Source organism: Chitinophaga polysaccharea (assembly GCF_902150045.1).
GTDB lineage: Bacteria > Bacteroidota > Bacteroidia > Chitinophagales > Chitinophagaceae > Chitinophaga > Chitinophaga polysaccharea_A.
In genome coordinates, this window is record NZ_CABFVU010000003.1 from 391,398 (window position 1) to 413,814 (window position 22,417).

General features: G+C 47.8%; 16 protein-coding genes. 13 read left to right on the forward strand and 3 right to left on the reverse strand.

Annotated features, from left to right (window positions below; all coding sequences use genetic code 11):
* Window positions 1-345 precede the first annotated feature (345 nt).
* Window positions 346-645: a thiamine-binding protein gene (locus tag FN124_RS21915; protein ID WP_142686919.1), complete on the forward strand. Its 300-nt coding sequence runs from the start codon at window positions 346-348 to the stop codon at window positions 643-645.
* Between the two features lie 48 nt (window positions 646-693).
* Window positions 694-1,191, forward strand: a complete 498-nt coding sequence (locus FN124_RS21920; RefSeq protein WP_142686920.1) for a PH domain-containing protein — start codon at window positions 694-696, stop codon at window positions 1,189-1,191.
* A gap of 47 nt (window positions 1,192-1,238) precedes the next feature.
* Here the strand turns inward: FN124_RS21920 and FN124_RS21925 are convergent, their stop codons facing one another.
* Window positions 1,239-2,471: a spore maturation protein gene (locus tag FN124_RS21925; protein WP_142686921.1), complete on the reverse strand. Its 1,233-nt coding sequence runs from the start codon at window positions 2,469-2,471 to the stop codon at window positions 1,239-1,241.
* A gap of 66 nt (window positions 2,472-2,537) precedes the next feature.
* On the opposite strand from FN124_RS21925, the gene ychF reads away from it, so the two are divergent.
* From ychF to FN124_RS21945, 4 genes are all read left to right on the forward strand, one after another.
* Window positions 2,538-3,641, forward strand: a complete 1,104-nt coding sequence (gene ychF, locus FN124_RS21930; protein WP_142686922.1) for a redox-regulated ATPase YchF — start codon at window positions 2,538-2,540, stop codon at window positions 3,639-3,641.
* A gap of 168 nt (window positions 3,642-3,809) precedes the next feature.
* Window positions 3,810-7,124, forward strand: coding sequence for a HEAT repeat domain-containing protein (locus tag FN124_RS21935; RefSeq protein WP_142686923.1), 3,315 nt, complete (start codon window positions 3,810-3,812; stop codon window positions 7,122-7,124).
* 13 nt (window positions 7,125-7,137) lie between these two features.
* Window positions 7,138-8,790 (forward strand): SWIM zinc finger family protein, encoded by a 1,653-nt coding sequence (locus FN124_RS21940; RefSeq protein WP_142686924.1) that lies wholly within the window; start codon window positions 7,138-7,140, stop codon window positions 8,788-8,790.
* 433 nt (window positions 8,791-9,223) lie between these two features.
* Complete coding sequence (locus FN124_RS21945; protein WP_142686925.1) at window positions 9,224-10,741, forward strand: reverse transcriptase family protein; 1,518 nt, start codon at window positions 9,224-9,226, stop codon at window positions 10,739-10,741.
* A gap of 57 nt (window positions 10,742-10,798) precedes the next feature.
* On the opposite strand, the gene FN124_RS21950 is transcribed toward FN124_RS21945, so the two are convergent.
* The gene (locus FN124_RS21950) at window positions 10,799-13,660 is read right to left on the reverse strand and encodes a TonB-dependent receptor (RefSeq protein ID WP_142686926.1); all 2,862 of its coding nucleotides are present in this window, start codon (window positions 13,658-13,660) and stop codon (window positions 10,799-10,801) included.
* A 158-nt stretch (window positions 13,661-13,818) separates the two neighbouring features.
* A complete protein-coding gene (metX, locus tag FN124_RS21955; protein ID WP_221887861.1) occupies window positions 13,819-14,856 on the reverse strand; it encodes a homoserine O-acetyltransferase MetX in 1,038 nt (345 codons plus the stop codon).
* A 113-nt stretch (window positions 14,857-14,969) separates the two neighbouring features.
* On the opposite strand from metX, the gene FN124_RS21960 reads away from it, so the two are divergent.
* The 7 genes from FN124_RS21960 (at window position 14,970) to trhO (ending at window position 22,264) form a co-directional block, all read left to right on the forward strand.
* Entirely contained in the window at window positions 14,970-15,389 is a 420-nt protein-coding gene (locus FN124_RS21960) for an OsmC family protein (RefSeq protein WP_142686927.1), read from the forward strand.
* Between the two features lie 22 nt (window positions 15,390-15,411).
* Window positions 15,412-16,611 (forward strand): O-succinylhomoserine sulfhydrylase, encoded by a 1,200-nt coding sequence (locus tag FN124_RS21965; RefSeq protein WP_142686928.1) that lies wholly within the window; start codon window positions 15,412-15,414, stop codon window positions 16,609-16,611.
* Between the two features lie 215 nt (window positions 16,612-16,826).
* Window positions 16,827-17,474, forward strand: a complete 648-nt coding sequence (locus FN124_RS21970) for a hypothetical protein (RefSeq protein ID WP_142686929.1) — start codon at window positions 16,827-16,829, stop codon at window positions 17,472-17,474.
* 39 nt (window positions 17,475-17,513) lie between these two features.
* Window positions 17,514-17,867 carry a hypothetical protein gene (locus FN124_RS21975; protein ID WP_142686930.1) on the forward strand — a complete coding sequence of 118 codons (354 nt, stop codon included), beginning with the start codon at window positions 17,514-17,516 and terminating at the stop codon, window positions 17,865-17,867.
* Between the two features lie 80 nt (window positions 17,868-17,947).
* The gene (locus tag FN124_RS21980; RefSeq protein WP_142686931.1) at window positions 17,948-20,470 is read left to right on the forward strand and encodes a DUF5686 and carboxypeptidase regulatory-like domain-containing protein; all 2,523 of its coding nucleotides are present in this window, start codon (window positions 17,948-17,950) and stop codon (window positions 20,468-20,470) included.
* A gap of 457 nt (window positions 20,471-20,927) precedes the next feature.
* Window positions 20,928-21,134: a hypothetical protein gene (locus FN124_RS21985; protein WP_142686932.1), complete on the forward strand. Its 207-nt coding sequence runs from the start codon at window positions 20,928-20,930 to the stop codon at window positions 21,132-21,134.
* A gap of 113 nt (window positions 21,135-21,247) precedes the next feature.
* Window positions 21,248-22,264, forward strand: coding sequence for an oxygen-dependent tRNA uridine(34) hydroxylase TrhO (gene trhO, locus FN124_RS21990; protein WP_221887862.1), 1,017 nt, complete (start codon window positions 21,248-21,250; stop codon window positions 22,262-22,264).
* The last annotated feature ends 153 nt before the right edge of the window (window positions 22,265-22,417 follow it).

Below are 22,417 nucleotides of genomic sequence, written 5' to 3' on the forward strand. Positions count from 1 at the left end.
TTTTTATATTTATAAAGGCAATACATGTTCATTTATGTATTGCCTTTTGTAGTTTTACCACTCCCGCAGTCAGAATTTGCCGGTAAATGGATGTTTTTTATTTGTTATATATAACGAATCGAAGTATCATTCACTGCAAGGAAAAATAAGTAAATAGAATTAGTATTATTTATTGATATTTAGATATTTAGAAGGTATAATTAAACTGATACTATAAGGCATTTCACCTCTTTTGCGGCAAGGGAACCAGAATTGTACCCGAAAAGGGACTGTTTTGCTTCAATCTTCCTGCTAAATAAAATAATGTAACAACTTAATAACCATAAAAATATAAAGCTGTAAAAAATGAGTAACAAGATTAATTTAGCCCTCCAGATCATTCCTTCGGTGCCTTCAGAACAGGTTTACCCGGTAGTAGACGAAGCAATTGCAGTGATCAGGGATTCCGGGGTAAAATACAGGGTATGCCCTTTTGAAACGGTGATGGAAGGAACCTATGAAGAGCTGATGGAAGTGGTGCGCAAAACCCAGGAAGTATGTTTTAAAGCCGGCGCCTCCCAGTTACTGGTGTATATAAAAATGCAGATAAGAAAGGACGGAGATGTAACTATTGAAGAAAAAACCGGGAAGTATGATAGCATGTAAATAATCATTTTGTTTTATCTTACCTGCCGAATTAAAGGAGAGCCATATATGCGATACGCCGCCCCGTTGGATGATAACTCGAAGATAGTAACGAACCTGGTCATCATTGTCACACTTATATTTTTATTCAGGCAGATCACGGATGTTTCACACGATGCAATGGTTACCACCATGCTGTTGTTTATCCTGGTGCCAGCCATCCTGGTAGCCTGGTACCTGAGCCCCCGGTATTATATCCTAACGGCTACGACTATACTTATCAAGCGGCCCCTGCATAGTATTACTATTCAGCTGGAAGATGTGGTAAGACTGAGAAGCATTACGGAAGAAGACCTGGGTACAAGCTCCCGCTTACTGGCATTGGGAGGTATATTCGGATACCTGGGCACCTACCGTTCCAGCGAAATAGGAAAGTATCAGCGCTGGTGCACCAACCGGGAAAATCTGGTGCTGATAGAATCGCTCAACAGGAAGTGGTTGATCAGCCCTACCGGTGCAGATGATTTTGTGAAGCGGGTGAATGCATCGATTAACATACCGGCATAAAAAAAAGGGAAGGCGCTAACCTTCCCTTTTCTTATTTACAGGAATAATTAATGGAAGAAGAGATACGCCAGTAATATGGCGCAGAGCATTCCGAAGAAGTCGGCGATCAGGCCGGCGGCCAGGGCATATCGTGTAAGCTTGATGTTTACAGAGCCGAAGTACACCGCCAGTACATAAAAGGTGGTTTCAGTGGTGCCCTGTATAATACTGGCCAGTTTACCTACAAACGAATCCGGTCCATGCGTTTTCAGGATGTCTACCATCAGGGCGCGGGCGCCGCCACCGCTCAGCGGTTTCATAAAGGCCACCGGGAGGGCAGGCACAAAATCCGTATTAAGCCCCATGGCGGCAAACAGTAAGCCGATCCCGTTGGTGATATAATCCAGGCAACCGGTGGTCCGGAATACGCTGATAGCTACCAGCATGCCCACCAGGTAAGGAATGATCCTCACAGATACCTGGAATCCCTCTTTGGCGCCCTCGATAAAGGCGTCATATACATTGATCTTTTTTACCATCCCGGCTACCAGGAAAATAATGACAATGCTGAAAATGATCGCGCCGCCGAGGGAAGCCGTTTTAGGGCCTATCTCCGCAGGAGGTAAACTATGTACCCAAAACCATAAAGCAGCCATGATACCGGCAAACAGTGCGAGGAATACCAGTACGGGTAATTTAAAAAGATTGATCTTCTGGTAGATGGAAACCACAAACATTCCCATTATAAAGGCCATGAAGGTGGATATCAGGGTGGGGATGAAGATGTCGGCCGGGTTGGCTGCACCGGCCGCCAGCCTGATGGCTATCACGGAAGTGGGGATGAGCACCACACCGGCGGTATTCAGTACCAGGAACATGATCTGCGGGTTGCTGGCCTCTTCCGGCTTCGGGTTGATCTCCTGCAGCTCCTTCATCGCCTTCAGGCCCATAGGGGTGGCGGCATTATCGAGCCCCAGCATGGTGGCAGAGAAGTTCATCATCATAGACCCCATCGCCGGATGCCCCTTGGGCACTTCGGGGAACAACTTGGAAAAGAAGGGGTTTACCAGTCTTGAAAACCGGTTGATCATCCCCGCTACCTCGCCGATCCGCATGATACCCAGCCATAAAGTCATGATGCCGGCCAGTCCCAGCGAGATCTCCGCACCGGTTTTGGCGCTGGCGAACATGCCGTTCATAATCTCCCCGAAAATAGACGCATCATGTAAAACTACTGACTTGAAAAGTGCTACAACAAATGCAATAAGAAAAAATCCCAGCCATACGTAGTTTAATGCCATTAGATTATTGGTTTATTCATCAACAAATAAACTAAAATAAACCTATCTTTGCGCAAATTTTAAAAAATGGCTTTGCAAGTTGGAATTGTAGGATTGCCGAATGTAGGAAAATCGACTTTATTTAATGCGGTGAGCAACAGCGCTAAGGCGCAGGCCAGTAACTACCGCTTCTGTACTATAGAACCAAACGTTGGCCAGGTAGATGTGCCGGACGAACGTATGCATAAACTGGCAGAGCTGGTAAAGCCCGATCGCGTAGTGCCTACTACCATCGAGTTTGTAGATATTGCCGGCCTGGTAAAAGGCGCCAGCAAAGGGGAAGGCCTGGGAAACAAGTTCCTGGCCAATATCCGCGAGGTAGACGCGATCGTGCATGTGATCCGCTGCTTTGAAGATGAAAACATCCTCCGCGAAGAAGGGGAGATCAACCCGGTAAGCGATAAGGAAATCATTGACACCGAATTACAGCTGAAAGACCTGGACAGCGTGGAACGCAAAATAGCACGCACCGAGAAAATGGCTAAAACCGGTGGCGATCAGAAAGCAAAAGCAGAATTCGAAATACTGAAAAGATGCCAGGAACACCTGGAGAAAGGCCGTAACATCCGTGAACTGGGCCTCAGCAAAGAAGAAAAGGTAGCTATTGCCGACCTGTTCCTGCTCACTGAAAAACCGGTATTATATGTTGCCAACGTGGATGAAGCTTCCCTTCATACCGGCAACAAATTTTCCCAGGCCCTGCAGGAATCCGTGAAAGCGGAAAACGCACAGGTAATTGTAATGAACAATACCATTGAAGCCCAGATCTCCGAAATGGAAGACCCGGCCGATAAAGAACTGTTCCTGGGAGAATATGGTTTGGCAGAACCAGGCCTGAACCGCCTGATCCGCTCTGCCTATAACCTGCTGGACCTGATCACCTATTTCACCGCCGGTGTACAGGAAGTACGCGCCTGGACCATCCACAAAGGATGGAAAGCCCCGCAGGCTGCCAGCGTTATCCACACTGATTTTGAGAAAGGCTTCATCAAAGCGGAAGTAATTGCTTATGATGACTACGTGAAATACGGATCAGAATCCGCTGCACGCGATAATGGACGCTTGCGTATTGAAGGTAAAGAGTATATCGTTGCCGACGGAGATGTAATGCACTTCCGTTTCAACGTTTAATGATACTTCTGGATAAGTTCCATGAAGGTTACAACAAAATGACGGGCCGGCCATCCGGCCCGTTGCTATATAATCCCTAACGTACATGCATATATTAATTATGTAACCCCGCCGCGTTAATTCAAAATTCTTTTATTAGCTTAGCCACCTATTTTTTAATGTTAGCTCATGCGAATTGTCAGGAACGTAAAACTCTTCTTCCGGGAAGGAAACTCGGATAAGACCTACGAAATTGATCTTTGTGAAGTTGGCCCGGAACAGTACATTGTTAACTTCCGCTATGGTAAAAGATTTGGTACCCTGAAAGACGGCACCAAAACAGTTAGCCCCGTTACATTGTCCGCCGCTACCACTATATTCGATGCCCTCGAAAAGGAAAAACGAAGCAAAGGTTACCTTGGAGAACAGGAAGCTGTCCAGGATTTATCATTTACACCGGTAGATACTACCCTCGTGGAAAATCTAAAGCACCGCGCCATTCTCAAACGTTTACAGGATGCAGTGGAAGGAAAGAACAGCTTTAAAACCTCCTGGAGCACCTCCCGCGTAATATGGAGAGCCGGTGAAGAAAAAATAACCGCAGCCGTTCCCTACCTGGTCAAACTGGTGGAGAAAGGCGATGGATTACAACGCTATGCCGCCCTCTGGGCGCTTGGCAGATCCGGCGACCCCGCTGCCATCCCCGTACTACGCTCTTATGCCGACAACAGTTCCCGGCCCCTGAATATCAGGATGCTGGCGGCCAACGGCCTGCTGCTGGTACTGCCGCCGGAAGAACGTACAGCGCATGTACGTTCCTACCTGCAACGCCTGCCCGAAGTTTTCCAGCAAACCATTGCCAAAGGAAGTACAGAGGAGTTACTGGCGCTATTGCAGCAACAGGTGATCACCCGGCAGGAGCAAAGCTACCCGTTGCTGGAAGACCTCTACATCGTTGCCTTTGAGCATCCGGCAGTGAGAGTGGCTATCGGCAACCTGCTCATGCACCTGCCTTTCAGACCTTCCTGGTTCCAGCATATCCGTCATATCTTGAAACAGGCGGAACTGCGTGGCGATCAGGGCGTGGTAGCCATACTGGCGGCACGCTTTGAAAGGGAAGCCGCTATGTTTAAGAATCCCGGTACCAGGACGGATTATAATGATAAACGCTTTGTGCCAGGCATCTTTATACCTGAGCTGAATGAATCATTGCAGGCAGATAAAGAACTGAAAAGGCCCACCAGTAAAGTGGCCTATTCAGATAAGACCCGCAACTATCTTCATTACCGCGTATTCCGTAACCTGCGCCGCTTTGGTGAACAGAACGATGACCACTATGTTCGCCTCGCCACCGCATTATTGCTGCAATATGATGAAGGCAGGGATGCTGCCAAAGAGTATCAAACCCAACAATATACCTGGGTGAATGGCCGCTATGTGACCTACTACCGCCACTTCCCGGCTAACTCCAAACTGGTGTATCTCAACTACATCCTCCGCGGGAACGCGACCAACATGAAGTTGACAGCAGATCATAAGGAGTGGGTTTTCAGGGACCAGGGCGCACCTAACGGACAGGCACAAACGAAACCTGCCGGTAACCCCGATACGATGAAAGACAAAGGCGGCCTGCTGAAGAAACTCTTTGGTTGGCTGGGCGGAGAAAAGAACCAGCCGGCATCCGCAGTACCGCCTGAATACAAGGCGGCTGAGCCGCAGGCAAAGCCGGCGGGAGATGTGCCGTTCCTGCACCTCTGGCAGCAACTGCCCCAGGCTTTTATCCAGCTGCTGGTATCGGCACGCATGGAAGCAGTGCACATCTTTGCCATGGAGCAACTGAAAGCACACCCTGATTACAACGCCCTGAAAGATAAAATGGATGAAAGCGTGATCGCCGGTCTCCTCGCCAATGCCTTTTCCATCCCGTCGATGTTCGGCCTGGAACTGGCTAAAGAAAGATACGATCCCGCTAACCCATCATTGCGCTTACTGTATGTGCTGGTAATGAGCCCCCTGGAACTGGCCCGTATACAGGGCCTGCAATGGGTCAGCGACAATGAGGCGGTTTGCTTTGCAGACATGGACTTTCTCCTGCAGCTGATGTTTTCACCTTACAGGGAAGTACGGAACTTCGTTCGTAAGCAACTCACTCCGGGATATTTATCTCCGGATAAAATGAGAACGCTCTGCGTTAAAGCGGTGGCGGCGCTGCTGGCGCTGAAAACATCTACCCCTGAAGGGAATGAAAACCTCAACGATGGCTGCAATATCCTGGAAGGGAGCTGCGGCCCGGTACTAACGGAAACGGGTATACCGGACATAGAAGCATTACTGCAAAGCCCTGTGGCCGCCTGCCAGGCTTTTGCCGCCAGGCTGCTGCTCCTCAAACAAGGGCAGTTCAACTTCAGCGAAGTATCTGATTCAATGGTGAAAAGCCTGATCAGCAACGGCTTCCAGCCGGTAAGAACTGCCGGGGTGGAAGTGCTGGAGGCAATGGGTACCGATGAACTGCTGAAAAGACCGGAGCTGGTACTCCATATATTATTAAGTACGTATACGGATGTACGAAATGCAGTGCGCCCGCTCATCAGCCGCCTGGTACAACAGGATAAACGCCTGGCTGTTTACCTGGTGAATGAACTGGTGCCCCTGCTTATGCGCAGGGAAACCGCCGAGGGTATGCACGCAGATATTGAAGCCACGCTCAGTAATGAGCTGGTGGATTACCTGCAGGATATAGATACTGCCACCGCACTGCGGTTATTGTACGCCAATTACAGATCGGCGCAGCAGTTTGGCCTGCTGGTGCTGGACAGGTATATCCCCGCCCCGGCCTTATCACTGAAACAGGTGATCGCCGCCGGTAACCATGAGTTGCTGAAAGTAAGGGAGTGGAGCTGGCACTTTTATTATGATAACGCGGCATGTATCCGTTTTGAAAGGGATGCGGCCATCGGGCTGCTCGATGCGAAATGGGACGACACCCGCCAGGAGGCCATGGAATTTTTCCGGACACAGTTCACGGATAAGGATTGGTCGCCCGAAACCCTGGTGGCAGTTGCCGATAGCGTACGCCCGGATATACAGGCTTTTGGCCGTGAACTGCTGTTACGCTTCTTCCATGAGGAGGACGGGCAAACCTACCTGTTAAAACTGAGCCAGCATCCAAGTGAAAGTATGCAGTTATTTGCCACCAATTACCTGCAGCAATATGCGGCCGGTAACCTGGCATTCCTGCAACAGCTGGAGCATTATTTCCGCGTGGTGCTGAGCAGGGTGAACAAAGCCCGCGCCGCGAAAGAAAGGATCTTTGCGTTCCTGGAAAAAGAGGCCATGAAATCAGCAGAGGCAGCTGCTTACATCGGTCATATTATTGCGCATATATCCGCTACGGTAGCCATAAGCGACAAAGCCCGCTGCATCAGCATTATGCGTAGTATACAGGAACGGTATGCCGTGGAGCTGCCCATTGAAATAGTGCCAACAACGATCAGAGTATCTTAAAAAGTAATCCATTATGTTATTCAACTACAGATACAGCGGGAACTCCAACGTGTACAGCAATGCCACTTCAGCAGGCATTTCCTTTGCACCGGATACCCGTCGTGATCCCACGTTCTTTGTGGGGAAGCTGCAAAAGAAAATAGCTTTCCGCGAAGCCATTTCCGCCCTCCATGACGTAGTGGTATCTGACCTCCGCTTTAAACCGAAAGACAAAACCGCCTACAAGGAATGGGCCGCTCAGCAGGAAACGGTATGGCTGGCCGAATTCATGAACGGCTACGATGTAAAGGCTTCCGATCAGCGGATAGACGCCCTGAGAGAAGAGCTTAGCAGTATTTACCAGGAACAGGCTAGGGTAATGGCGCCATTTTATAAAGCCAGGAAGAGTTATTTTGATTATTTATACCAGAAAGACCGCGATGCCTGGTTTGTGCTGGATCCCGTGATCAGCGTGCATCCTGATGAACTGTTCTTCGAATGTTTCAGCCAGGATGAATCTACCTACGGAAAACTGAGCGCCAGCTATAATGTGTTCAGGGAAGTGAATGAGTTTGAATGTGGCACTACCAATATTGATTATTCTGCCTCCCTCTATAACGAATTCCAGAAGATCCGTGATTACAAGGAAACAGATTTTAAAATTGACCCGGGAGGATTCCAGGTGCAAACCTCGCAGGAGGAATTATACCACGAGGTAAAGATAGACCTGCCAGATAGCTGGGTAAGAGGATTTCTGCAGGTAAGCTCCGCAATGACGCTGCCGGCAGCCACCTTTGAGCTGCATCCGATGGATGTATATAATTTCTGCTCCTGGCTGCGTCGCTTTAAGGAAAAACGCGGGCCGCGCTCCATTCGTTTTATACTGGAACCCGGTAAGCCGGTACGCGCCATATTTGAACCCTGGAACCAGGAAATCGTATGTGCGAGATCGTTATACACCGGTCCCCAACGCAGGGAGATCAGGATATGGGGGAGAAGACGGTTGCTGATCCTGGAACGGCTGATACCTATTGCGAAAAAATTCACCCTGCATCTTACCGGCAACGGGCTGCCATCTTTTTATGTGGCTGATCTTGGCGATATGCAGTTTACGTTGGGGCTCAGTGGATGGACAACCAACGACTGGTCGCGAGCCGGGCAGTTCGACCTGATGGCGCCACGTGCAGAGGTAAGCGACCAGGCAAAGCTCACCGTTTTTGAAGACCTGAAAACCAGGTGGATGGCCAAACCGGAAACGATTGCAGCCGCCACCGGGCTCGATAGGGCTACTGTACTTGGCGCACTGGGCATTTATACCCAGGCGGGCAAAGTGATCTACGACCTGCATACTGGATTTTACCGTCTCCGGGAACTAAGCCGTGAGCCACTGCCCCTGGACCAGCTGCGTTTTGCCAACCCGCAGGAAGGAGAAGCCACTAAACTGGTGCAGGCAGGAAAAGTGGAATTCACCGCTACAGATATCCCGGGCACAGGATTACAGCTGAAAGGAAATGTAAAAGGCGCACAACGTATATACCATCCCGTTATTACCATTGATGCGGATGAAAGATTGAGTAATGCGCACTGCGACTGTAACTTTTACAGCACGAATAAATTATACAAAGGGCCTTGCGAACACATGCTGGCACTGCGAATAGCGCATTCGGAAAATAAAGCGGTAAAATAATACAGGGAGATGTTTTATATCCGGGAATTATTTTCTACCTTGCTGACTCGTTAATAACAAAGATCTTTGTAAAGAGGAATTGATTGCACTTGCGCCCGAAAAGGGATGAATGATGTTTCGTCATTCAGGTATTCTGACTATACATGCTTCACTAAATGCAATCTTTACTTTGGGAGGGGCCTACTGTACGCATATTTCCAGTAGAAGCCCCGGGGGCTGAAATATGCGTACAGTAGGCCCCTCCCTGGAGTTGATTGATTTAGTCAATGGTTTGCACGAAGGCCCTTTCCTCTTTACAGAATTTTGTTTCCCCGTTTTAGCAAGGCCATACTCCCGGCCATTTTCCATCTTCTTCCCGGTATATTTATTTGAAGGCAAAGGATCATTTTCATTGTCTGAGTCATGAAACAGTATAAATACAAACCTATTTATCATGTTCTTAACCCGTCAGCAACTGTACGATAAGATACGTGCATCCTCAAAAGAGGAATATATATTACAGGAAATGACGCGCCTGGGTTTCTGGGCCGAAAACGTTGCAAAGCCTTCACCGGCAGCCACCCTTATCCAAAAAGAGAGCGAGGTGCGCCGGCAGTTGAATGAACTGCTCAGCGAACGGCAACGCTACCGCAATAAGCGGGCAATGCTGGAAGACATGCGCAAAGCCCGCATGGCTAAAGCCAAACTGAAAAGAGAAGAAACAAAACAACGCCGTGAAACCGCCAGGAAGGAAAAAGCCGCTGCGTGGGCCGTCACAAGTGAACAGGAAATTGTATACCTCGGTGAAGAAGTGTCTGCAGGCTTAAATAAAAAAGTGCCGGATGTGGCGCAACTGCAGAAATTCGGATTACCTGTATGGGCCGACGCCGCTGCACTCGCAAACGCCATGGGTATCACCATCGGTAAACTGAGGTATTTGTCCTTTAACCGGAAAGTAGGGCATCATACCCATTACCAACGTTTCCAGGTCCCGAAAAAATCCGGTGGCACACGTACCATTTCTGCTCCCATGCCACAGCTGAAAGCTGCGCAGCACTGGATCCTGGAAAACATTCTTTATAAAATAAAAAATGACAAAGCTGCACATGGTTTCGTGCCCGGTAGATCCATTGTTACCAACGCCGCGCCGCATACCGGACAGGATATCGTGATCAACATTGATCTGCGCGACTTCTTCCCATCTATCGCCTATAAACGTGTAAAAGGATTATTCTGTAAACTCGGATACGCTGAACAGGTAGCTACCATACTGGCGCTGATATGTACAGAACCCGAAGTAGATGAGGTATTGCTCGATGGCCGCAAATACTATGTGGCTAAAACAGCAAGACATCTCCCGCAGGGAGCCCCGACCAGCCCGGCTATCACCAACCTGATCTGTTATAAACTGGACAGGCGTTTTGCAGGCCTGGCGGCAAAATACGGCTACGCCTATACGAGATATGCTGATGATATGACCTTTTCTGCAAAAGGACCTGCTGCTGATAAAGCAGGGCAGTTACTGCGCGCAGTGAAAATGTTTGTAAAGGAAGAAGGATTTACTATCCATCCCGACAAGTTGAAAGTAATGCGCAAGGGCGATAAACACGAAGTAACCGGCATCGTGGTAAATGAAAAGCTGAGCCTGGACCGTACCACCCTTCGTAAATTCCGTGCATTGCTGCACCAGGTGTCAAAAACCGGTTTGGCTAACAAAAGCTGGGGCAAAGGAAAAAATATTATCAGCAGCATGGAAGGATACGCCAACTTTGTACATATGGTGAAACCGGAACTGGGGATAAAGCTGAAAGCTACACTGGGCGCCCTGTTGCAACGCGAGGATATAAAAACGGAAGCACGGGCTTTATGGACCGGCGATAGTCCCGCTAAAAAAGCAGTGGCCGACTTTAAACGGGAACCGCTTAACAAACAGAATCCTTCATCAGATAAGCCCTGGTGGGATGTAGTATAGTAACAGGCAGGCAAACATAAAAAGCCCCGGGCACTATTAGTACCCGGGGCTTCTCTTTTATAAATTGTAACCTATGGAAATATAGGCTTGTGTTCCGATAGTCGGGTTACCCCATGATTGAATGTACTTTTTGTTCAGCAGGTTGGCTGCTCCCAGTTTAACCGTGGTTTTAGCTTTCGGGAAAAACTTGCTTACCATGGCATCCAGTGTGCCAAAGGCAGGAATTTCACTCAGTCCCGCAGCATTTAAATTAGGCCCTACAAAAGTAGATTGCCATACGAATGACTGCTGCCATTTCCATAAAATATTAAAGGCAAAATTGGAATTGGCAATGTTGCGGTTGCCGAAATTCAGGCTGTAACGTACTTTGGGTGTATTGTACGTCGCCATAAATGAACCAAGATCTTTTTCATTGGTCAGTTCATTATAGGAAATGTTACCACCTGCGGTGAAATTAAGCGGCAGGCTGTAATCCAGTCCCAGCGCCCATCCCCATGAGTGCACCACTTCGGTGGCGCTTACCGGCACGGAGAATAAATTGTTCTTGGCAGGATCGGCAGTTGGCTGTACCAGCATCTGCGTACCGTTCATATTCTTGAAATCGTTCTTATAGATATAGGCATCTACCAGCAGTTGCTTTGCGATCACGGCTTTATAACCGATTTCGTATGCCTGGATCCTTTCCGGGAGGAACTCGCGGAAAACATACTGTGTAGGGTTTCCTGCCTGTACAGATTGCAGGGAGAATACCGGTCCTTTATCCAAACCATAACGTTCACGCAGGAAAGGCAAACCTCCGATCAGGTGCGCCTGTGGAGTTACAAGATCGATATACTGATCCTGGTTATGCGGGATACGGAAACCGGTTTGATAGGAAGCGCGGATATTATGCGTACCAAGGAAAGTATACACGGCAGATAAGCGCGGGCTGAACTGACCTTTGAAGTTCATATTCTTATCGTAACGCAGGGAGCCGGTCAGTTTCACGTGGTCCTCTATGATCTTCTTCATGATCTGCACATAACCGCCGTATTCATTGATGCGGAACTCCTTGCCGTTATCATCTACTGCAAACAGTGTTTTTTCGGAATTGAGCGCATAACGGCGATAGTTACCGCCCGCCAGGATCTCTGCAAAATGGATCAGGTTATGAAAGTTATACATGAACTCCGCCTGGTACAGGTTGGTTTTATCAGTGAATTTAGCGCCTACGCCGGAAGCATCGCCGGGTATGGGTTTATTCTTCACTTTGTCTGCCGCGGCATCAAATTCAGGCGTGCCGGGGATGAGGCGGCCCTTGTCTGCGTTAGCACGGGCAGCGCTGATAAAGTTTGCCTGCTGGGATTGAACGGCCGCCTGGGCAGCTGCAAATGCAGCAGGAACGCCTTGTCCGAGGTTATTGGTAAAAGTTGTTTTAAAGAGATTGCCTGCGGCCAGTCCATAAGTACCGAAGTATTCTGTATACCATTGCTGGCTGCTTTTCCAGGCCTCATTGATACCGGAAGCCAGTGTGCCACCGGCATAGCTGTCGCCCGCTCTTTCCTGTGTAGTATATAATCTTACGTAGAAATCAGGGCTTTTAAGTTCCACTTTGTACTGACCCATGTTGAAGTTTTTCAGGGAGTAGCGGTCGGCCCCGGTGTATACCGTGGTACCGGAACCGTAGCTACCCTGTAAAATGGCTTCCAGGTTGGGTGTTAGCCGGTAATGCAATGCAGCGTTCAGTTTTAGGTTTTTGGTGGTATAATCCACTACATCCGCTTCATTGTAACCAGTGCGGGTTACATTCGACATATTCTGCGGAGGCAGGATGGCGTTGTATAACTGATCTGGTGTGAGGGCGCCTCCCAGCTGCTGCGACAATGCGATCATCTGCGGCATGAGGGAAGGTTTGAGGCCGGTGTACATATTCACCGTATTCTCATCTCCATAAACATTCACTCCATTATAACCTTCATTATTGGCACGGGTACCGTTTTCCAGGGTATGACCGTTTGCCAGGCTCTGGTCGCGCTGATCATAAGCTTGCCAGTCTTTTGCCTGGAGGTAGCCAACATTCAGTTTGAATGCAACCTTATCACTGAAGGCGTGCGCATAACGAACAGACACATCGTAAAAACCGGTAGTGGCAGTAGAGCGCCCGGCATCATTCAGGAAGCCGGTTTTCACCAGGGCGCTTAATCCCTGGTACTGGAAGGGGTTTTTGCTGTTCATCAGCAGGATGCCGTTGAGTGCATTGGGGCCATACAGGGCGGAAGCCGCGCCAGGAATAAGCTCCATATTATCCAGGTCCACTTCAGGAATGCCCACCATGTTGCCTACCGCGAAATTCAGACCTGGAGCCTGGTTATCCATTCCATCATTCAGTTGCAGCACGCGGGTATTGCCATTGCTGTTAAAACCGCGGGTGTTCACTGATTTGAATGTTAAGCTCTGGGTGCTCATTTCCACGCCTTTCAGGTTGGCCAGCGCATCGTAGTAAGAGGCTGCAGGAGAGGCTTTCAGGGCACGGGCATCCAGTTTTTCGATGGATACGGGCGATTGCAGGATGCTTTCCTGTGTACGGCTGGCGGCAACCACTACTTCCTGACCGAGAATTTCCGTAGAGCTGAGCTGCACATCCAGGTTGCTGGTAGCGGAAGAAACCTCGTGCTCTTCTGTTTTAAAACCCACGTAAGAGAACACGAGGGTTAGCGGGAAAGCGTGAGTGGTTTTAAGGGTGAAGGCGCCGCCGCTGCCGGTAATGGTACCGGTGGAGGAACCTTTAACCGCTACGGTCACACCAGGCATGACGTTGCCGGAACCTTTTTCGCGTACAGTACCATGAATAGTGGCGGGGGGTTGTGCTGAAATTACCTGGGTAAGGGATAATAAAAGCACCAGGCAGCCTGTGAAGGCTTTGATTAGAATGCTTCTCATACACGATGGATTTATAAAAGGTTTAGACTTGGTTTAAATAAATATAATGAAAAAAAACCGCATATAGCCATCGGGAGCGCAGGGGATTAAAATAAAAATGCAGCAGGGTTATCCTGCTGCATATATCTTCCTGTAAGATCTTCAGAATCAATATATTTTTAGTGCATCCATTCCCGTAAGATCTTGCCGATCTTCTCAAATTCTATCAGGAAACCATCATGTCCGTACGAAGAGTCTATTTCATGATAAGTGGCATTGGGGAGATGTGCTGCCATAAACTGCTGTTCTTCCGGCGGACATAAAATATCGCTGCTGATGCCGATCAGCAGCGTAGGCTGCCGGATGTGAGAAAGGGTAGTGGTAATGTCCTCATGGCGGCCACGGGCAATATTGTGGCTGTCCATCGCTTTGGTGAGCAGCCAGTACGATTGCGCATTGAAACGTTTTACGAGTTTATCGCCCTGGTAATTGATATAGGAAGAAGCCCTGAAGTTATCGGTCTTCTCTTTATCTTCATCAGATTGTGCGCGCACAAAGGTCTGGTAGTTGCGATAAGTAAGCATACCGATAGCCCTGGCGGCTTTCAGCCCTTTTGAACCTGCGCTGTGGTTATTGTCCTGCCAGGTATCATCCGCTTCAATGGCCAGTCGCTGCGCCGTGTGGATAGCAATACCCCAGGCGCTTTCCGCTGCGCCGGTGCACAGTAAAAAGAGGCGGTCTATAACAGCCGGCTCGAACAACGACCATTCCAGGGCCTGGTATCCCCCCATGGAACCGCCTATCAGCAGGTGGATACGGGGTATCTGCAGGTGCTGCCTGAGGAGGATATGCGCCTGTACCATATCGCGGATGGTGACGGTGGGGAATTGCTTGTACCAGGGATGCCCCGTTTCAGGATTAGTGGTGTGCGGGCCGCTGCTGCCATAGCAGGAGCCAATGATATTGGCGCAAACAATAAAGTGCTTGTCGGGGTCAATGGCTTTACCGGCCCCTATCAGTCCGGTCCACCAATCAGCTGCATCACTGTTGGCCGTGAGGGCATGACATACCCAAACCACGTTACTTCCATCTTCTTTCATCGTACCATATGTATGATACGCGATATGTAATCCCGGTAATACTTCCCCGGACTCTAACCGGAATGCTGTCTGAGTGTAAAATACCTTTGCCGACAATGCTTCTTCAAATTTGCGCAAAACTACAATATCAGAATTAAATATTGTAAAATACAACTGATGATTTACGAATGGCGGTCACTGCATAAATCCTGATGGTTTTATTTATCTTTGTTGAAGATAACCTAATAATCATGAAGATAGCATTACAAAGAGTAGATGACGGATTTAATATGGAGGCAGTAGATGAAGGCGGCCACAAAGTACTGATGGACTCATCTGTGGAGAATGGCGGCAAGAACAATGGCGTAAGACCCATGCAAATGGTGATCATGGGCCTGGGCGGCTGCTCTGCCATTGATGTGATGATGATCCTGAAGAAACAACGCCAGGAAGTAACAGATTTCCGTATAGAAATTGATGCAGAAAGAGAAAAAGGCAAGGAGCCTTCCCTCTGGGAAACCGCTCACCTGGTGTTCCATCTCAAAGGTAATATCGATCCCGATAAAGCAGCACGCGCTGTGGAATTGTCTATGAACAAATATTGTTCTGTGGCGGAAACCCTGCGTCAGGGAAATACTAAACTGACCTGGGAAGTGAAACTGAACGCTTAAAAATGCTGTAATTACCATATCCATGAGCAAAGAAAAAAATCAATACCAGCCGGATACCAATGCGGTAAGAATGCAGATGTCTAAAACAGACCAGATGGAGCATTCTGCACCCATGTTCCTGACTTCCAGTTTTTGTTTTGATAATGCGGAAGAAATGCGGGCTACTTTTGCGGATGAAACAGACTTCAATATCTACAGCCGTTTCAGCAATCCCAATGTAGACGAATTTGTAAAGAAGATGTGCGCCCTGGAAGGAGCAGAAGCAGGATATGCCACCGCTTCCGGCATGAGCGCAATATTTGCCGGCTTTATGGCCCTGCTGAAAAACGGCGACCACCTGTTATCGGCCCGCGCTATCTTCGGCTCTACCCACACTGTGATCACGAAGTTCCTCCCTAAGTGGGGCATTGAAACTTCTTATTTTGATATGACCGATCCGGCAGGCATAGAAGCGATGATCAAACCCAATACGAAGATGATCTTCGTGGAAACACCCTCCAACCCGGGCCTGGAAATCATTGACCTGGAACTGCTGGCAGGAATTGCCAATAAGCATAATCTCATCCTGAACGTCGATAACTGTTTTGCGACGCCAGTATTGCAACGGCCAATCGAATACGGCGCCCACCTGGTAACACATTCAGCTACCAAATGGATCGACGGGCAAGGCCGCGTACTGGGCGGGGTAGTAGTTGGTAAAGCAGAGCTGATCAAGGAGATCCATACCTTTTGCAGAAGCACAGGCCCGGCTATGTCGCCGTTTAACGCCTGGGTGCTCAGCAAAAGCCTGGAAACCCTGTTCGTGAGAGTAGAGCGTCATTCCTCCAGTGCATTAAAACTGGCGCAGGGGCTGGAAAACAATCCCCACCTGCTGTCTGTAAAATATCCTTTGCTTCCCAGTCACCCGCAATACAGTATCGCTCAAAAACAAATGAGCGGTGGCGGCGGTATTGTATGTTTTGAGCTCAAAGGCGGCCTGCAGCAGGGTGTCCGTTTCCTGGATGCATTGCAGCTGCTCTCATTAACAGCTAACCTGGGCGACAGCCGCAGTATTGCCTCCCATCCGGCCAGCACCACGCATGCAAAGCTTTCTGATGAGGAAAGGGCCATTGCGGGTATAACACCAGGCCTGATAAGGATTTCAGTTGGACTGGAAAATATTAAGGATATTTTGGAAGATATAGAACAGGCGCTGGAATCGAGCGCCGCGGGTCTGGTCTGACCCAGGATCGCGTTGATTTTGCTGATTACCCGGATTTGATCATCTTTGATTTTTAAAAGATAATCAGCAAAATCAATGTACTGATATAAAATTCATTGCCCGTTTGCTCATGGTCCAATACTGTAGTCGAAAATGAATAACAACAGCCCCATTTTGTGATTCACCCCCTTTAAGTCATGTAACCCGGTCATGTGTGACCTGATAGTTTCCCCTCTATGAAGAAAATATTATTCCTGTTGCTTTTATTGACTGGCACTTATCCGTTGTATACAGCAGCGCAAAGCAATTATGATCATAAAGTGATTGCAGTGCTGCCCGTCAGAACGACGTTTGCAGAGTATAGAAGTTTGTCGGACAGTAGTATGAAAGCATTTATGGCGCTTGAAATAAAATACGGTATACAGTTGCAGGAGGCATTATACCAAACCATTACCAGTGATACGGGCCGGTTGTTGGTAGAAGTACAATCATGGCAAACAACTGATTCCATTTTAAAAAGAGCCGGTTTGGATCTGCGGAAAGTACCTTACCTGGATATGTCTGCTATCGCAAAAGTATTGAAGGTAGATGCCTGTATTACAACCACTGCTACACTTAGCAGCCGGGGAAATGTGGCTGTTGGAGCACCGGCACCATGGCCAATAGGATTGGCCGCAAGCGAAGGACTTAGCCAGGCTTTGAGAGCTATCAAAAGGAATAACAAAATGTTTACATTCCGGTTAATGGATGGAAAGTCCGGCGATGAGGTATGGACCTTTTCGCAGGAGATGACCGCAGGTGACATCTCGTTGGATAAAGATCAACTCGTATTTTCTCCGCTGATCTTTAAAAGATTCAAAAAACGCTTCCCTTATTGTGACTAGCCTCCCTTATTTTTAAACTTTTCTACTTATATTAGAACTATGAAATCCTTTGCCCATTTTCTCCTCGTTCTGCTCCTGGCTTATGCAGCAGGTATGATACTACCCTGGTGGAGTGTAGCGCTCGTCGCTTTTCTCGTTACCCTGCTGATGCCGTTATCTCCGGGTAAATCATTCTTCAGCGCCTTCATGGGCATTTTTGTATTATGGATGATCCTTGCTTTTTATATGGATGTAAGAAACGATCACCTGCTGGCCAACCGTATGAGTGAAATGATATTGAAGGTGCGGAGCGGACCGCTGATGGGAGCGGTTAGCTCGTTTCTGGGCGCGCTGGTAGCCGGTTTTGCGGCCAGCACCGCTGCGTTTGTCCGTGCTCCTAAAAAGGTCGCCTGATTACTTATCCAGGCTGTTAAAATTCTGATAAAACAGTTTACACCAATAACCCATAAGCTGTTCGCCGTTACATTTGGAATATGAAGTATTACCTGTCTGCCCTGTTTTGCATTTTCATTTCCAGCTACTGCCAGGCTATTGTGGTAAAAGGCCGCGTAACGGATGATAAAGATCAACCACTTCCATTTGCTACCATCTTCATAAAAGGAACCACTACCGGTACTACTACCAATGCCGCCGGCCAGTACCAGCTTGATCTGGCGCCAGGACAATATACCGTGGTATGCCAGTATATCGGCTTTAAAAGAACAGAGCTGCCGCTTAACGTAAATACCTCTGCGCAAATACTCGACTTCCGCCTGCAGCCAGTGAATATGCAGATAAAGGAAGTGGTGGTGAAAGCAAATGGAGAAGATCCTGCATACGCCATCATCCGGCAGGCTATTAAGAAAAGACATTTCTACCAGGAACAGGTAAAGGAATATACCTGCATGTCGTATATCAAAGGAACCATAGGGATGAAAGGCGTTCCCGGAAGATTTATGGGGCAGAAGATAGATAAGAAGGATATGGGGGTAGACAGCACCGGGAAAGGCATGATCTTCCTGTCGGAATCAGTAACAAAAATATCTGCTCGGCAACCGGACAAAATCAAACTGGAAGTAATTTCTTCCCGGAAAAGCGGCGGCGGCTTCGGTTTGAGTTTCCCTGCCATCATCAGCTTCTATGATAATAACGTTTCCGCAGTGATCACGCAAATGGGCCCCAGGGGCTATATTTCACCTATTGCTGAAAATGCATTGGCCTATTATCAATATCACCTGGAAGGTACATTTACAGAAGACGGTAAAACAGTGAACAAGATACAGGTTATTCCCCGCCGTAAACATGAGCCCCTGTTTTCAGGCTATATCTTTATTACAGACAGCGATTGGCGTATTCACAGCACAGACCTGCTCCTTACCAGTGAATACCAGCTGGAGCTGATGGATTCACTGGAAATACGCCAGACACACGTACCCGTTACAGGAGATATATGGCGTGTAAAAGACCAGGTGATACATATATCCTTTAATAAATTTGGCTTCCGCATGGGAGGCAGCTTTGTAAATGTATATTCCGATTATAATGTAGCCCCCCGTTTCCCGCCAAAGTTCTTTGATAACACTTTCCTCAAGTATGATTCTGCTTTTGATAAACAGACGCACACATACTGGGACAGTGTACGGCCGGTGCCACTGGAAACCGATGAGGTAAAGGATTATCACGAAAAAGACAGCATCGCCAAGGCGGCGCGCGACTCCTCCTTTTCCCGTTATCACCTCGATTCCCTGCAACATAAACAACCACGCGTTAAGGTAATGGATGTGCTCTGGAACGGGGTGAAACGCAAGTATTATTTTCGCCGCGACAGCTCCATTCAGTATAATTCCCTGGGCGTAAGAGGACTGCTGAAATCATTGAAGTATAACACCGTGGAAGGCCTGGTGATTGCCCTGGAACCAGACCTGAACATCTACACCGGGGAAGAAAGCAGTTTACGCATTACCCCCTTCCTGCGGTACGGATTGAGCAATACTCACTTCAATGCCTATACGCAAATTGATTTCAGCAACCGCAGTAAGGAGCGTAAGCGTTTTGGCCGCAACGACTGGTTGCTGGCTGGAGGGAAGCGTGTTTCCCAGTTCAACCAGGATAATCCCATCGATAATATTGCCAACGAGTTTTATACCCTGTTCCTGAAGGAGAACTATATGAAGCTGTATGAAAACTGGTTCGGCAAACTACGCTATACCCGTACATTCCAGACAAATGATAAGTTGTCGGTAGGGGCTGCTTATGAAAGCAGGAACCCATTGGAAAACACTACCGATTTCGTGATCTTTAAAAACGACCGTAAACAGTTTACGCCCAATCATCCTTATGAGCTGGCGAACGTACCATTTGAAAAACACCAGGCGCTGGTGCTGGATGCCAGCTTCACATTCCAGCCCGGACAACAATTTGTGGAATTGCCCGACCGCAAAATCCCTTTTGGTTCAAAATATCCCACCTTCATCATCGGATACAGCAAAGGCATACCCAATGTGGGGAACAGCATTGTTGATTTTGATAAATGGAATTTTTCGGTGCAGGACAATATGAATTTCAAACTGCTGGGTGAATTCCGCTACCATATTGGTATAGGAGGCTTCCTGAACGACCGGAATGTACAGATACCCGATTACCAGCATTTCAACGGTAATCAAACCTTCTACAATATAAAATACCTGAACAGCTTCCAGCTGGCGCCGTATTACCGGTATAGCACTACTGCGCCATTTTATGCCACTGCCAATGTGGAACATCATTTCAATGGCTTACTCACCAATAAAATCCCGTTGCTGAACCGGCTGAAATGGAACCTGGTGGCTGGCGCCAATGGGTTTTATGTAAACAGCGACAATAACTATATGGAAGTTTTCGGGGGTATTGAAAATATTTTCAAGATGATCAGGGTAGATGTAGTGGCAGGCTATCAAAGTAAAGAAGATACCCGTATCGGGGTGCGTGTTGGCTTTGGGGGAATCCTGGGCAACATGGTAAAGCTTAAAACTAACTGACACTGATTCCGGGGACCCTGTTACCACCAGATATGCTTGCCAGGTAACAAAATCCCCGTATCTCACTATTCACCGACCGGTTCTAGAATTTCTTCCTGCTCTTTATTTCTTTCTTTTCGTCAAAGAAATAAGCCAGTAACCTGTAAATCCAGATACCAACAATTGCATAAATAAAGTAAGTAATGTAAATACTCATAAAATAACATTTTCGGGTTAAACAATATTGCTTCTTAAGTCATTTTTCAAAAAGGGTGCCAATTGGGGTTGTAACGTTTTCGCAAAGATATATACAATAATTATCAAATAGTTATAAAAAAATAAATATTTTTTAGATCTACGATGAACTTTTGGTTGTCTGAATACGTTAATCAAGGTAGTACATTTTGGATAAGCGCTGTGCACATTTTACTCACACGTTAATGCCAGAACGAATAGTCATCCTCTTGAATTACCCGGTATGAGAAAGATCGCCCTCATTGCGCTGCTGTCCGGAATTGTCCTGGCCGCAGCCGCCTACATTACGGAAACAAATGACCTGCCCGGTGCGGCAGAACTGAGAACCCCCGGTTTTATCGGTTACATCTTCATTATCAGCGCCATAGCCTGGTTTTCTCTGCATGTTCTTTACCAGTGGGCAAAGGAATCAGATCCTTATCATTATTGATATTCAAGGGATTTCGCTATCTTTGCGCCCTGAATCAATTGTTCTTTTAAGATGAAAGAAAATTGATTGGAGTTTTGTTCGCGACGCAGGCGTCCTTAAAATTTCAAGCAATTATGGCATTACACAACAGAGTATCTGCCGCCGAACTGAAAGTCCGGCTGGCCAATGAAACGTTTAAACGCGTTACCGTTTCCTTCTACCAATACGCAAAAATCCCCGACCCAAAGGCATTCCGTGATCAATTGTACGAATCGCTTTTCCAACTTGGCACTTTCGGACGTATTTACGTAGCCCATGAAGGCATTAATGCCCAGGTGAGCGTGCCGGAGCATCATTTTGAGGCGTTTAAGCAACAATTATATGCTATCGACTTTCTCAGTGGCATCCGGCTGAACATTGCTGTTGACGACGACGGCAAGTCCTTTTTTGTACTGAAGATCAAAGTACGTGAGAAGATCGTGGCCGACGGTATTACAGACCCCACCTTTGATATGGCCAATCGCGGCCGATATGTGGATGCCGTCACTTTTAATAAACTTACGGAAGACCCGGATACGGTGATCGTAGACATGAGAAATCACTACGAGTATGAAGTGGGGCATTTTGAAGGCGCTATAGAAGTACCTTCAGATACTTTCCGCGATCAGCTGCCCATGGCTGTGGATATGCTGGCTGATCAGAAAGACAAGAACATCATCATGTACTGTACCGGCGGTATCCGTTGCGAAAAAGCATCGGCTTATATGCTGCACAACGGCTTTAAGAATGTATTTCACCTGGAAGGCGGTATTATTGAGTATACAAACAAGGCACGGCAACAAGGGCTTCCCATTAAATTCAAAGGAAAGAACTTCGTGTTCGACGACCGTCTCGGAGAGCGCATCAGCGACGATATTATCAGTCATTGCCACCAATGCGGTGAGCCTTGCGACAGCCACACCAATTGCCTGAACGATGGTTGTCACCTTTTGTTTATCCAGTGTGAATCATGCGCAAAAAAATATGATGGCTGCTGCAGTGAAGCTTGTCAAACTACCCACGCGCTACCACCGGAGCAACAGGCAGAATTACGCAAGGGAGTGGAGAAAGGACTGATGTTCAATAAATCAAGAAGAAGAAAAATAGAATAAAAAAATCCGCCCCGCGTTGTTTCTTCTCGGCAGGGCGGAGTAGTTGACCATAAAATCGAACCGGCCGGGGTGATCCGGCCTTTTCTTTTTTATGACCATTCTATCAACCTATATGCGAACTAAAAACCAGCGCATGCACATTCGTATTGTACT

Excerpts from the sequence above, each read along its gene's own strand:
- FN124_RS21915 (WP_142686919.1), top strand. The coding sequence starts at position 346 with ATGAGTAACAAGATTAATTTAGCCCTCCAGATCATTCCTTCGGTGCCT.
- FN124_RS21920 (WP_142686920.1), top strand. The coding sequence starts at position 694 with ATGCGATACGCCGCCCCGTTGGATGATAACTCGAAGATAGTAACGAAC.
- FN124_RS21925 (WP_142686921.1), bottom strand. The coding sequence starts at position 2,471 with ATGGCATTAAACTACGTATGGCTGGGATTTTTTCTTATTGCATTTGTT.
- ychF (WP_142686922.1), top strand. The coding sequence starts at position 2,538 with ATGGCTTTGCAAGTTGGAATTGTAGGATTGCCGAATGTAGGAAAATCG.
- FN124_RS21935 (WP_142686923.1), top strand. The coding sequence starts at position 3,810 with ATGCGAATTGTCAGGAACGTAAAACTCTTCTTCCGGGAAGGAAACTCG.
- FN124_RS21940 (WP_142686924.1), top strand. The coding sequence starts at position 7,138 with ATGTTATTCAACTACAGATACAGCGGGAACTCCAACGTGTACAGCAAT.
- FN124_RS21945 (WP_142686925.1), top strand. The coding sequence starts at position 9,224 with ATGTTCTTAACCCGTCAGCAACTGTACGATAAGATACGTGCATCCTCA.
- FN124_RS21950 (WP_142686926.1), bottom strand. The coding sequence starts at position 13,660 with ATGAGAAGCATTCTAATCAAAGCCTTCACAGGCTGCCTGGTGCTTTTA.
- FN124_RS21960 (WP_142686927.1), top strand. The coding sequence starts at position 14,970 with ATGAAGATAGCATTACAAAGAGTAGATGACGGATTTAATATGGAGGCA.
- FN124_RS21965 (WP_142686928.1), top strand. The coding sequence starts at position 15,412 with ATGAGCAAAGAAAAAAATCAATACCAGCCGGATACCAATGCGGTAAGA.
- FN124_RS21970 (WP_142686929.1), top strand. The coding sequence starts at position 16,827 with ATGAAGAAAATATTATTCCTGTTGCTTTTATTGACTGGCACTTATCCG.
- FN124_RS21975 (WP_142686930.1), top strand. The coding sequence starts at position 17,514 with ATGAAATCCTTTGCCCATTTTCTCCTCGTTCTGCTCCTGGCTTATGCA.
- FN124_RS21980 (WP_142686931.1), top strand. The coding sequence starts at position 17,948 with ATGAAGTATTACCTGTCTGCCCTGTTTTGCATTTTCATTTCCAGCTAC.
- FN124_RS21985 (WP_142686932.1), top strand. The coding sequence starts at position 20,928 with ATGAGAAAGATCGCCCTCATTGCGCTGCTGTCCGGAATTGTCCTGGCC.
- trhO (WP_221887862.1), top strand. The coding sequence starts at position 21,248 with ATGGCATTACACAACAGAGTATCTGCCGCCGAACTGAAAGTCCGGCTG.